Here is a 13,773-nt window from a genome sequence, read left to right on the forward strand (position 1 = left end):
TATAGGATGAGTAATCACATGGCAATATTGCATACTGGTGGCACCCGCCTTGAACCTCATGCACCAAGCATTCCTCTCAATAAGCCATTCTTAATCTCTCTCGCTGTTGTCTTTATCGTAGCGATGCATTTTTTCATGCAAAATCCGGGAGGATCAGGGCTAGCACTTTCTTTTAATGCCACGACTTGGACTGCATTATCCGTCACCCTTTCTATTGGCCTGTATCAATTAGCCACCAACCAATCTCTGATGTATTCAAAGTTGACGATTGGTCTGTTGGTGTGCTGCCTTTTAATGACCGTTCCAACCTTTTACGGTAATGCAACAACATCAGCAGCATTAGGGCGGCTCATCGGTCTTTGGACTGGCTTCTTACTGTTTGTCCTCTTGCAACAATTTCGTTTCAGTAATAAACACAAACAAAGGCTGTTGTGGTTTATTGTTATCGCCGTTTTTATTCAATCTGTATTTGGGTTCTATCAATACCTGCTTTTAGAACCTAATAATATGTTTGGCTACGATGCGTTACGTAACAGACCATACGGTATATTTCAGCAACCGAATGTCATGGCAAGCTTCCTGGCTACAGGTTTAGTGATATCCGCCTATTTACTCGCACGACAAACCAACAAGTACAGTCGATTGAGTGAAACTTCATTTTTATGCCTCATCCCCTTATTAACCGCCCCTCTTTTGATCATTATTGCTTCTAGAACCGGTTGGTTAGGTGCCGTCATTTCGCTGTGTTTTGTTCTTCCATATTTATATAAATATTCAACACGTAAACGATTTTTTTCCTGGGTAATCTGCTGTCTGATTGGGGTTGGATTGGGGTTTTTCGCTACACATTCTCAGGGCACAGATGCGCTGCTTTCTAGCAAAGCGGATTTAGAAAGCCCGAGAAAATACACTTTTCCTCAAGCACTTGATATGGTGATTGAAAAACCATTTACCGGATACGGATACGGTAACTTTGAAGCGGAATACATACTGTATACCGCTCGTCAGCACCAATTAAATCCAAGCTACAAACCCGGTTTACCCGCCATGGACCATCCTCACAATGAGCTATTATTTTGGGGCGTCGAAGGCGGGCTTATCCCACTCCTGGCGATTGTGTTGGCGGCAAGCTTAGTGCTTGCTCGTATCTACTATGCGAAAAAGGGTATCAGGCTCGCCATGTTCGCGCTGTTTGTTCCGATAGTCGTGCATTCACAACTGGAATATCCTTTCTACCATTCAGCCGTTCATTGGATCACCTTCATGATCCTATTGTTTTGGGTCGATCAACGGGTTGCCAGTTATAAGCGCCTTCATTTTGGTCAACTGACAAAAAGTTTTCTCCGAGTTATGTGTATTATCGCCCCTCTGATCACCAGCTTCTATATGTTCAGCGCCCTGCACACTAACTATGTTCTTACTTTGTTTGAACGATCGTCACCCAAGCAACCTGAGATCTTAGATCGAGTGACGAATCCTGTCGTTTGGAAAGATCGCTTTGACTGGGATATATACAGCACTTATCTCAATATTGGGTTACACACCCAAGAGCCTGAGTTAATCAAACCCTACATACAGTGGTCGCTTGACATGATTCAGTCTAAGCCCAGACCGGCGTTTTACAGTAACTTAATTCTCGCGTACCAAGGGTTAGGTGACAGCAGCCGAGCAGAACAAATTCGAGCTGAAGCGCAGTATCTATTTCCTGATAAAGACTTTACCGCCATTCAATATAGGCCGAAATCGTCAGCGGAAACAGCGTTAACGGAAGCATCTATCCCGAGCGAATAAAACCATAAAGGGGCACTCACGCCCCTTTATCAATTTAGACTGCGATTGTGAATGATCGCTACTGATGCAATGTTTCTTCCAATGCTCGTAAGCATAAAGAAACATTCTCATTTCTAGCGGCATACCCCATCAAACCAATACGCCAGGCTTTACCCGCTAAACTCCCAAGTCCAGCTCCAATCTCCAAATTATACTTCTCAAGCAACGTTGACCTCACTTGCGTATCGTCTACCCCATCTGGAATATAAATCGCGTTCAACTGAGGAAGTCGAGAGTCTTCATTGACGACAAATGTGAAGCCAAGCTTTTCTAATCCTATTTTTAATGTCGCATGCATCTCTTTATGTCGTTGCCAGGCATTTTCTAATCCTTCACGTTTGAGCATCAATAATGACTCGTGTAACGCATAGAGGCTGTTAACGGGTGCTGTATGATGGTAGCTTCGCTTGCCCTCTCCACTCCAATACCCCAGAACAAGACTCTGATCAAGGAACCAGCTTTGAACCGGCGTCGTACGAGCATTAATTTTCTCGATAGCTTTAGGCGACAGAGTCAGCGGGGATAACCCTGGCACGCAAGATAAGCACTTTTGGCTTCCCGAATAAACTGCATCGAGTTCCCATTCATCGACTTTTAATGGCACACCACCCAACGAGGTGACGGCATCTACAATAGTAAGAGCATGATGCTGTTTCGCAATTTGACTCAGTGCCTGAGCATCAGAAAGCGCACCGGTAGACGTTTCCGCATGAACAAATGCCAATATTTTTGCATCCGGATTCGCTTTAAACGCTTGCTCTACTTTATCAGGGCTGACAGGCGCACCCCATTCATCATCAACAACGATGGCTTCAGCACCTGCACGTATGACGTTTTCTCGCATTCGATCACCAAACACGCCATTGCGGCAAACGATGACTTTCTCTCCTGGTTCAATCAGGTTAACAAAACACGCTTCCATGCCAGCACTACCAGGGGCAGAAACGGCAATAGTAAACTCATTATCGGTCTGGAAAGCGTATTTAAGTAGCTGTTTCACTTCGTCCATCATGCCAATAAATAACGGGTCTAAATGGCCAACAATTGGGCGACTTAAAGCCTGTAATACTTGGGGAGAAATATCCGATGGCCCAGGCCCCATAAGTATCCGTTGAGGGGGGATAAAACTTTGAATTGGCATGTATGCTCCTTACTTACACGATGGTTTGAGTAACTACACTAGATCAAATCCCTAGCGCTATCAATGCGGCGTAAGTCTAGTGTGAATATGATGATCACACTTTGTAATTAATTCGTGGTAACAAATATCCATTGACATTCAACCGACAAAACCGTTCAATGAACAGGCTTTATGCAGAAGAGGAGCACTGCCCAGGCAGATATATTGTGGAGCCTTAATTCCAATACAATGTATCCATGGGGAGCAGTGCCGAGGTAAACGTAATGTAAGGGTTATGTTTATCGGTTAAGTGGGCTGAATCCCCTTAACTGTCACTAGCACCGCCTAGTGATGAGCTTCTGAGGTCAATCTATCTATACGCACCTCTTTTTCGCTCAACGATTCTCTTCACTAAAGAACATTAGGTTATTATCAACCTGTTTATTTTTTACCCGTTGTAGGAGAAATGCTGTGAGCGCATTCAATGTCGCCAAGTTTGGTGGGACCAGTGTAGCCAACTTTGAAGCAATGAGCCGTTGTGCTGCTATTATCGAAAACAATCCAGAAACTAAGCTTGTCGTTAGCAGCGCATGCTCTGGAGTCACTAATTTACTTGTTGAACTCGCCAACGGTGTTGCAGACCAAGAGCGACGCAGTGACATATTACAAAACATTGCCGCCATCCATGATTCGATTATATCCAGCCTAAGTGATGGAGCAGAAGCGGCCTCTGAGGTGAATGCCATCTTAGAGACGGTCGCAAACCTAGCTGAAGCAGCTTCCATCCAGGCGAGTACCAAACTCACTGACCATTTGGTAGCGTGTGGTGAGTTGATGTCGACCTACATCCTGACTCAGGTGATGAGAGAGCGCGGTATTCATGCTGTTCGCTTTGATATTAGAGAAATACTGAGAACAGATGGAACCTTTGGCCGTGCTGAACCGCAACTGGAAGACATCTCTGCATTAGCGAAAGATAAATTAGCGCCACTTTGCCAAGAATACGTTGTTATCACCCAAGGGTTTATCGGTTCAGATGCCGATGGCAATACGACCACATTAGGCCGTGGTGGCAGTGACTACAGCGCAGCCCTGATCGCGGAAAGTGTTGAAGCTTCGGGCCTCGCGATATGGACTGATGTTCCTGGTATCTATACCACCGACCCTCGAATAGCGCCTAAAGCTTCACCGATTCCTGAAATTAGCTTTAGCGAAGCTTCAGAAATGGCGAACTTCGGTGCGAAAATCCTTCACCCATCAACGTTAGTTCCCGCACTTCGCCATGACATCCCAGTATTTGTTGGGTCGTCAAAAGAACCTGAACGTGGCGGCACGTGGATTCGTCACCACGCAGAGTCTTCTCCACTGTTTCGGGCATTGGCCTTACGAACAAACCAAACAATGGTGACCCTTCGCAGCGCCAATATGTTTCATGCGTACGGTTTTCTTGCCAAAGTGTTTGAAATTTTGGCTAAGCATAAGATATCCGTCGATTTGATCACAACGTCAGAAATCAGTGTTTCATTAACGTTAGATCAAACAGACACAGCAGGCGGCGCGCCACAACTTCCTGAGCAGGCACGCATTGAACTGGAAGAACTGTGTCATGTGGAAGTCGAACATGGTCTCTGCTTGGTGGCCTTAATTGGTAATAACATGAGTGGAAGTAAAGGCTATGCAAAGCAGGTATTTGGCACGCTAGAAGACTTCAATTTACGTATGATTTGTTATGGAGCAAGCGCTCATAACCTATGTTTCTTACTCAATGAAGCTGATTCTAAATCGGCCATTCAAAAGCTTCACGCTGAATTGTTTGAATAATGAAAATGCAGGGCTGCTCATTAGAGTCGCCCTGCATTTATAGCCATTCGTTTTAAAAAACCCACGCAATACAAACCACTAAACACATTACTTCAGCTTCTGAAGCTTCCCTATCTCAGAATCTATCCGTTTTTGTTTCTGAACATCAACGGTCTATAAAGATCGCTGAGTCATTGCTAACGCAAACATGACAAAAAATGATTGCTATTTGAGCTAGCAGCGTTGAAAATTTCACGACATATTCTGTTACAAAGTCATGAACCCATGTCCATCTACTACACACTTTGCTTTCTCTCTGCAGCGGCAATGTTGATTGCGTTTCTCAATAATAAAATAATAAAGATGCAAACCACCATTGCGATTACAGCAGGAGCGATGGTGCTGTCATTGGCTATTTTAATAGTGGGTCAAAATAACTGGTTTCAATTGACAGAAATCGCGACAACCACCATTGCCAGTATCAACTTTGAAGATTTTCTCCTAAAAGGCATTCTTGGGTTTCTGTTATTCGGCGGTGGCCTAGGAATTAAGCTGCCAAACCTGAAAGACCAAAAATGGGAAATTACCGCTTTAGCATTGGGGGCGACATTGATTTCGACGTTTCTCATTGGCAGTATCTTGTATGGGTTCTGTCAACTGATTGGCATTCCCTTTGATTTTGTCTATTGCTTGTTGTTTGGTTCACTCATCTCCCCAACAGACCCGATTGCTGTCTTGGCGATTGTAAAAAAACTTGATGCGCCGAAACGAATCTCGACACAAATAGAAGGGGAGTCTTTATTTAATGACGGTTTTGGTTTAGTCATTTTTGTCACTATTTTTACTGTCGCGTTTGGGACAGAAACTCCAACTATAGGAAGTGTCAGCTTATTGTTTGCCCAAGAGGCTCTTGGAGGAATCGCGTATGGCTTTGTTCTCGGGCTTCTTTTTCATTACTTGATCAGTGCCACTGACGATCATTCTATGGAATTATTACTGACCATCGGAATCCCAACTGCAGGGTATGTCTTTGCGGATATCATTCATGTCTCTGGGCCTTTAGCGATGGTGGTGTCGGGTATCATGATTGGCAACTGGACTCGTTTTACCGGATTCTCAAAAGAGAGTGAAGAGCACTTAGATCATTTTTGGGAACTCGTTGATGAGTTTTTGAATGGTATTTTGTTCCTCTTGATTGGCATGTCGATGCTGCTTTTTAAATTCCACCAAGAAGATTGGATTTTAATGGCGTTCTCAATTCCATTGGTGCTGTTTGCTCGTTACTTCAGTGTTTTTGTTTCCTATCTCGGCTTCCAACGTTTTCGCAGTTACAACCCTTGGTCAGTGAGAATACTCACCTGGGGAGGACTACGAGGTGGGCTGGCTTTAGCAATGGCTCTTTCCATACCTTCTGGGATCTGGGTGATACCTGACAAGCTGATTGATGTGAAGGAGATCATTTTGGTCATGACTTATTCTGTTGTTGTCTTTTCTATTTTGATCCAGGGCTCTACGATTACGCCCATGATTGAGAAAGCCAAACAAGCAGAACGAGACACCTCATCAGACTCTAGCACTGGCACTATAAAGTAAGTCAGCTTCTCTGTAATCTCTGTGTATAAAGCCGTCTATATACAAAGAGCTGCCTAATTGGCAGCTCTTTTCTTTTAATGTCCTAGGTTACGACAAAAGCATTAGTTGATATTAGGGCCCAACCATTTTTCTGCTTCCAATATGTCCCAGCCTTTACGCTCAGCATAACTTTCAACCTGATCTTGTTGAATTTGAGCAATGGCAAAATATCGGCAATCAGGATGAGAAAAGTACATTCCTGATACTGATGCGCCTGGCCACATCGCATAACTGCTGGTCAATGACATATCGATCGCTTCTTCAACATTCATCATCTCCCATAGCGTTCCTTTTTCGGTATGTTCTGGACATGCCGGATAACCGGGGGCGGGGCGAATCCCTTGATACTTTTCGCGGATCAGATCGTCATTACTTAGATCTTCATCTGGAGCGTATCCCCAAATATCCTTACGAACTTCTTTATGCAAATATTCAGCAAAAGCTTCCGCAAGGCGATCCGCAACAGCTTGAATCATGATCGCGTTGTAATCATCACCTGCCGCCTTGTAAGCATCAGCCAATTCTCTTTCGCCAATACCACCGGTTACTGCAAAACCGCCAATCCAATCCGCTTTGCCGCTCTCTTTGGGTGCAATGTAATCAGATAAGCAATAATTAAAACCTTTCGGTTTGTCCGTTTGCTGACGCAAGTTATGCAATACCTTAAGAACTTCTGTACGTGACTCATCGGTGTACACTTCAATATCGTCACCAACGCTGTTCGCAGGGAACAAACCGCACATCCCTCTCGCTTCGAGAAGCTTCTCTTTCTCAACGCGATCGAGTAAGTCATTCGCATCTTTGAAAAGACGTCTCGCCTCTTCACCGACTTCTTCATGATCTAAAATGGCAGGGTATTTCCCCATTAATGTCCAAGTCATGAAAAATGGAGTCCAATCGATATACTGACGCAGAACCGACACATCAAAATCTTTGAAAACATGAATACCCGGTTTTTCTGGCGCGGGTGGTGTGTAAGTAGCCCAATCGATATCAACTTTGTTCTGACGGGCTTTTTCTAATGTCACTGGTTTAGTGCGGGGGGTTTTACGAGCATGCTGATCACGAACACGTTCATAATCTAAATCGAGCTTTGATGTAAATGCTGGTTTTAATTCATCAGACAGTAACGATGTACAGACACCTACGGCTCGAGATGCATTATTGACGTAAACGACTGGTTCTGAATAATTCTGTTCAATTTTGACCGCAGTATGCGCTTTCGAGGTCGTTGCTCCACCGATAAGAAGTGGAAGCTTAAAACCTTGACGCTCCATCTCTTTAGCTACATGTACCATTTCATCTAGAGATGGCGTAATTAACCCAGAGAGGCCAATAATGTCGACGTTTTCTTCTTTCGCAACTTTTAGAATCTTCTCACAAGAGACCATAACACCGAGATCAATAATATCGTAGTTATTACACTGAAGCACAACGCCTACAATGTTCTTACCGATATCATGAACATCCCCTTTAACGGTCGCCAATAAAATTTTGCCGTTAGTCGCACCCACATCTTTAGTTGCATTGATAAATGGCTCTAAATGAGCAACAGCTTGCTTCATTACCCTTGCAGACTTAACCACCTGAGGAAGGAACATTTTACCTTCGCCAAATAAATCACCGACAACATTCATGCCATCCATCAACGGGCCTTCAATCACCTCTATTGGACGCGCCGCATTCAAACGTGCTTCTTCGGTATCTTCAACGATGAAGTCGGTAATTCCTTTAACAAGAGAGTGCTCTAACCGTTTCTCTACCGGCCATGTTCGCCATTCAAGGGCGGACTTATCTTCAACTTTTCCAACGGCACGCTCAAGATATTCAGTTGCGATATCGAGAAGACGTTCGGTCGAATCATCACGGCGGTTAAGAACGACATCTTCAACCGCTTCGCGTAAGTCTTCTGGGACGTTATCGTATATCTCCAATTGACCCGCGTTCACGATCCCCATATCCATTCCATGTTTAAAACAGTGATAGAGGAACACGGCGTGAATCGCTTCCCGAACGTAGTTATTCCCTCGGAAAGAGAAAGACACATTTGAAACGCCGCCAGAAATCATCGCATGAGGCAGGGTTTGCTTAATATCGGCGACCGCTTCAATGAAATCGACAGCATAATTGTTATGCTCATCAATCCCTGTAGCAACGGCGAATATGTTTGGATCAAAAATAATGTCTTCAGGTGGGAAGCCAACTTCGTCAACCAGTATATGGTATGCGTTAGTACAGATTTCTACTTTTCGTTCACGTGTATCGGCTTGACCGACCTCGTCAAACGCCATCACAATAACCGCAGCACCGTATCGTCGAACTAATTTAGCTTGTTCTATGAACTTCTCTTTGCCTTCTTTTAAAGAAATAGAGTTAACAATACCTTTGCCTTGAATACACTTAAGGCCCGCTTCAATGACTTCCCACTTTGATGAATCGACCATCACCGGTACTTTCGAGATTTCTGGCTCCGATGCACATAAATTAAGGAAACGAACCATACATGCTTCCGCATCGAGCATGCCTTCATCCATATTTATATCGATGATCTGAGCGCCATTCTCGACTTGCTCACGGGCAACGCTCAACGCTTCGTCGTAGAGTTCTTCTTTAATTAAACGCTTAAACCTAGCAGAACCTGTGACATTCGTTCGCTCACCAACGTTAACAAATAGGGATTCTTTAGAGATGGTTAAAGGCTCTAAACCAGAAAGACGGCACGCCACTGGAATATCGGGTAACTGTCGAGGAGTAACACCTTCGACCGCTTCGGCCATTTGACGAATGTGTTCAGGTGTTGTGCCGCAACAGCCACCAATAAGATTCAAGAATCCACTTTCAGCCCACTCTTTTACGTGTTCAGCCATATCTTCAGGGGATAGGTCATACTCACCGAACGCGTTAGGTAGACCAGCATTAGGGTGTGCTGAGACGCTGCATTCTGAAATACGTGACAACTCACTAACATACTCACGTAATTCGTCTGGCCCTAACGCACAGTTCAAGCCAAATGAAATAGGTTTTACGTGGCGTAAGGCGTTATAAAAAGCTTCCGTTGTCTGCCCTGAAAGGGTACGCCCAGAAGCATCGGTAATGGTACCTGAGATCATAACCGGCAATGTGATGCCCACTTCTTCAAATACCGATTCAACAGCAAATGAACATGCCTTGGCATTCAACGTATCGAAAATCGTTTCAATCAAAATCAGATCTGAACCACCTCTGATCAACGCACGTGTCGATTCAGAATAAGCCTCGACAAGCTCATCAAAGGTTACGTTACGAAACCCGGGATCATTAACATCAGGTGAAATGGTACAAGTTCGGTTTGTAGGGCCTAAAACACCTGCAACATACCTTGGCTTATGTGGTGTTTTTTGAGTCCACTCATCAGCAACCTTTCTAGCGAGCTTAGCCGCTTCAAAGTTAATCTCTTCACTCAGGCTTTCCATCTCGTAGTCTGCCATTGCGATCGTGGTTGCATTGAATGTATTCGTCTCAAGGATATCAGCCCCAGCTTCTAGATACTGGCCATGGATATCTTCAATGATTTGAGGCTGAGAAAGAACTAACAGGTCATTATTTCCCTTAAGATCACAATGCCAGTCAGAAAACCGTTCACCGCGATAATCCTTTTCTTCAAGCTTAAAATCTTGAATCATGGTGCCCATGCCACCGTCGATAAGTAAGATTCTTTCCTTTAATTGTGCTTCAATCTGTTGCTTTACATTACTTCCCACAATACAGCCTCATTCCTTTTTTATACCTTACATCCTACCACAGTCTATTCAGCTGTCTAGACGTCTAAACAATAAAGAACGGGTCTTAGAATAGATTTATCTCCAAAGGGTATTTTATCGATTTGATGTCATGCTGCAATGTTGGCTATAGGGTATAAGGGATAAAAATCAGAATGGAAAGATAGAAGATATTGCTACTGGATTTTGAGCATTTAGATCGTATTCAAACGTAAAAAAGCCCAAGTCTTTCGACTTGGGCTTTCTCAATATAATGGCGGAGTGGACGGGACTCGAACCCGCGACCCCCGGCGTGACAGGCCGGTATTCTAACCAACTGAACTACCACTCCGCAGTGGCAACTTGCTAAGCAAGTGTCCATCTGTTTCTAAACGCTGTCTAGAAACGAAATTAAAGCCTGGCGATGTCCTACTCTCACATGGGGAAGCCCCACACTACCATCGGCGCTACTGCGTTTCACTTCTGAGTTCGGCATGGGATCAGGTGGGTCCGCAACGCTATGGTCGCCAAGCAAATTCTTCTTTTGTCTTCACTTTTTAAAAAGTGAAAGCAAAAAATCTGGAAAACTGATTATAAAAGTTCAAACACGCATTCAATGTTCTTTATTGAGTCCACAAAACCCCTTGGGTGTTGTATGGTTAAGCCTCACGGGCAATTAGTACAGGTTAGCTCAATGCCTCACAGCACTTACACACCCTGCCTATCAACGTTCTAGTCTTGAACAACCCTTAAGGGCACTTAAAGTGCCAGGGAAGACTCATCTCAGGGCTCGCTTCGCGCTTAGATGCTTTCAGCGCTTATCGATTCCGAACTTAGCTACCGGGCAATGCCACTGGCGTGACAACCCGAACACCAGAGGTTCGTCCACTCCGGTCCTCTCGTACTAGGAGCAGCCCCCTTCAATCTTCCAACGCCCACGGCAGATAGGGACCGAACTGTCTCACGACGTTCTAAACCCAGCTCGCGTACCACTTTAAATGGCGAACAGCCATACCCTTGGGACCGACTTCAGCCCCAGGATGTGATGAGCCGACATCGAGGTGCCAAACACCGCCGTCGATATGAACTCTTGGGCGGTATCAGCCTGTTATCCCCGGAGTACCTTTTATCCGTTGAGCGATGGCCCTTCCATTCAGAACCACCGGATCACTATGACCTGCTTTCGCACCTGCTCGAATTGTCATTCTCGCAGTCAAGCGGGCTTATGCCATTGCACTAACCACACGATGTCCAACCGTGTTTAGCCCACCTTCGTGCTCCTCCGTTACTCTTTGGGAGGAGACCGCCCCAGTCAAACTACCCACCAGGCACTGTCCGCAATCCCGATAAGGGACCAACGTTAGAACATCAAACGTACAAGGGTGGTATTTCAAGGTTGACTCCACTCCATCTAGCGACGAAGTTTCAAAGTCTCCCACCTATCCTACACATGTAGGTTCAATGTTCAGTGCCAAGCTGTAGTAAAGGTTCACGGGGTCTTTCCGTCTAGCCGCGGGTACACTGCATCTTCACAGCGATTTCAATTTCACTGAGTCTCGGGTGGAGACAGCGTGGCCATCATTACGCCATTCGTGCAGGTCGGAACTTACCCGACAAGGAATTTCGCTACCTTAGGACCGTTATAGTTACGGCCGCCGTTTACCGGGGCTTCGATCAAGAGCTTCGACCGAAGTCTAACCCCATCAATTAACCTTCCGGCACCGGGCAGGCGTCACACCGTATACGTCATCTTACGATTTTGCACAGTGCTGTGTTTTTAATAAACAGTTGCAGCCACCTGGTATCTGCGACTCCTAGTAGCTCCATCCGCAAGGGACTTCACCGCCAAGAGCGTACCTTCTCCCGAAGTTACGGTACCATTTTGCCTAGTTCCTTCACCCGAGTTCTCTCAAGCGCCTTGGTATTCTCTACCCGACCACCTGTGTCGGTTTGGGGTACGATTTCTTATAATCTGAAGCTTAGAGGCTTTTCCTGGAAGCATGGCATCAATGACTTCACCACCGTAGTGGCTCGACATCGTATCTCAGCGTTAAGAAAGTCCGGATTTACCTAAACTTTCCGCCTACGTACTTGAACCTGGACAACCGTCGCCAGGCCCACCTAGCCTTCTCCGTCCCCCCATCGCAATTATAAGAAGTACGGGAATATTAACCCGTTTCCCATCGACTACGCCTTTCGGCCTCGCCTTAGGGGTCGACTTACCCTGCCCCGATTAACGTTGGACAGGAACCCTTGGTCTTCCGGCGAGGGGGTTTTTCACCCCCTTTATCGTTACTCATGTCAGCATTCGCACTTCTGATACGTCCAGCAGCCCTTACAGACCACCTTCAACCGCTTACAGAACGCTCCCCTACCCCGCATACAAAGTATGCAGCCGCAGCTTCGGTGTATAGCTTAGCCCCGTTACATCTTCCGCGCAGGCCGACTCGACTAGTGAGCTATTACGCTTTCTTTAAATGATGGCTGCTTCTAAGCCAACATCCTAGCTGTCTAAGCCTTCCCACATCGTTTCCCACTTAGCTATACTTTGGGACCTTAGCTGGCGGTCTGGGTTGTTTCCCTCTCCACGACGGACGTTAGCACCCGCCGTGTGTCTCCCGGATAGTACTTACTGGTATTCGGAGTTTGCAAAGGGTTGGTAAGTCGGGATGACCCCCTAGCCTTAACAGTGCTCTACCCCCAGTAGTATTCGTCCGAGGCGCTACCTAAATAGCTTTCGGGGAGAACCAGCTATCTCCAGGTTTGATTGGCCTTTCACCCCTAGCCACAAGTCATCCGCTAATTTTTCAACATTAGTCGGTTCGGTCCTCCAGTTGATGTTACTCAACCTTCAACCTGCCCATGGCTAGATCACCTGGTTTCGGGTCTAATCCTAGCAACTGTACGCCCAGTTAAGACTCGGTTTCCCTACGGCTCCCCTAAACGGTTAACCTTGCTACTAAAATTAAGTCGCTGACCCATTATACAAAAGGTACGCAGTCACCCAACAAGTGGGCTCCTACTGCTTGTACGTACACGGTTTCAGGTTCTATTTCACTCCCCTCACAGGGGTTCTTTTCGCCTTTCCCTCACGGTACTGGTTCACTATCGGTCAGTCAGTAGTATTTAGCCTTGGAGGATGGTCCCCCCATATTCAGACAGGATATCACGTGTCCCGCCCTACTCGATTTCACTGATTATGATGTGTCGGTTACGGGGCTATCACCCTGTATCGCGAGACTTTCCAGACTCTTCACCTGCATCATTAAAAGCTTAAGGGCTACTCCAATTTCGCTCGCCGCTACTTTCGGAATCTCGGTTGATTTCTACTCCTCCGGGTACTTAGATGTTTCAGTTCCCCGGGTTTGCCTCGTTGTGCTATGTATTCACACAACGATACGTGCTTATGCACGTGGGTTTCCCCATTCAGAAATCCCAGACTCAAACGGTTATTACTACCTAATCTGGGCTTATCGCAAGTTATTACGTCTTTCATCGCCTCTGACTGCCAAGGCATCCACCGTGTACGCTTAGTCACTTAACCATACAACCCCAAGAGGTCTTATGTATGGTAAACAACCAAGGTGTAATTTGTCTCTCATTATTTGAATGAGCGAGAGACATCAGTTTGTCTCACTTTAAAAAGTGACATCA

At 45.6% G+C, this 13,773-nt stretch carries 5 protein-coding genes, 1 tRNA gene, 2 rRNA genes and 1 riboswitch; of the genes, 3 read left to right on the plus strand and 5 right to left on the minus strand.

From position 1 onward, the window contains the following. Positions 1–18: 18 nt before the first annotated feature. Entirely contained in the window at positions 19–1,791 is a 1,773-nt protein-coding gene (locus QF117_RS19035) for a PglL family O-oligosaccharyltransferase (protein ID WP_282387626.1), read from the plus strand. Positions 1,792–1,849: 58 nt separating this feature from the next. Here the strand turns inward: QF117_RS19035 and QF117_RS19040 are convergent, their stop codons facing one another. Next, a complete protein-coding gene (locus tag QF117_RS19040; protein WP_282387627.1) occupies positions 1,850–2,971 on the minus strand; it encodes an alanine--glyoxylate aminotransferase family protein in 1,122 nt (373 codons plus the stop codon). Positions 2,972–3,140: 169 nt separating this feature from the next. Then, positions 3,141–3,317: riboswitch (Lysine riboswitch) on the plus strand. 104 nt (positions 3,318–3,421) lie between these two features. Between QF117_RS19040 and lysC the strand changes: the two genes are divergently transcribed. Both lysC and QF117_RS19050 read left to right on the plus strand, forming a co-directional pair. After that, positions 3,422–4,771: a lysine-sensitive aspartokinase 3 gene (gene lysC, locus QF117_RS19045; RefSeq protein ID WP_282387628.1), complete on the plus strand. Its 1,350-nt coding sequence runs from the start codon at positions 3,422–3,424 to the stop codon at positions 4,769–4,771. A gap of 264 nt (positions 4,772–5,035) precedes the next feature. Further along, positions 5,036–6,343 carry a sodium:proton antiporter gene (locus tag QF117_RS19050; RefSeq protein WP_282387629.1) on the plus strand — a complete coding sequence of 436 codons (1,308 nt, stop codon included), beginning with the start codon at positions 5,036–5,038 and terminating at the stop codon, positions 6,341–6,343. Between the two features lie 101 nt (positions 6,344–6,444). Here the strand turns inward: QF117_RS19050 and metH are convergent, their stop codons facing one another. The 4 genes from metH to QF117_RS19070 all read right to left on the minus strand — a co-directional run bounded on the left by metH (position 6,445) and on the right by QF117_RS19070 (position 13,663). Then, a complete protein-coding gene (gene metH / locus QF117_RS19055) occupies positions 6,445–10,122 on the minus strand; it encodes a methionine synthase (protein ID WP_282387630.1) in 3,678 nt (1,225 codons plus the stop codon). Positions 10,123–10,394: 272 nt separating this feature from the next. After that, a tRNA-Asp gene (locus tag QF117_RS19060) sits at positions 10,395–10,471 on the minus strand. Between the two features lie 64 nt (positions 10,472–10,535). Then, positions 10,536–10,651, minus strand: a 5S ribosomal RNA gene (gene rrf / locus QF117_RS19065). 123 nt (positions 10,652–10,774) lie between these two features. Continuing rightward, a 23S ribosomal RNA gene (locus QF117_RS19070) occupies positions 10,775–13,663 on the minus strand. Positions 13,664–13,773 lie beyond the last annotated feature (110 nt).

It is taken from the genome of Vibrio sp. YMD68 (genome assembly GCF_029958905.1).
In the GTDB taxonomy this organism is placed as follows: domain Bacteria; phylum Pseudomonadota; class Gammaproteobacteria; order Enterobacterales; family Vibrionaceae; genus Vibrio.

Bases quoted from the DNA above. Each gene is read 5' to 3' on its own strand.
- QF117_RS19050 (WP_282387629.1), top strand. From the start codon at position 5,036: ATGTCCATCTACTACACACTTTGCTTTCTCTCTGCAGCGGCAATGTTG.
- QF117_RS19040 (WP_282387627.1), bottom strand. From the start codon at position 2,971: ATGCCAATTCAAAGTTTTATCCCCCCTCAACGGATACTTATGGGGCCT.
- QF117_RS19035 (WP_282387626.1), top strand. From the start codon at position 19: ATGGCAATATTGCATACTGGTGGCACCCGCCTTGAACCTCATGCACCA.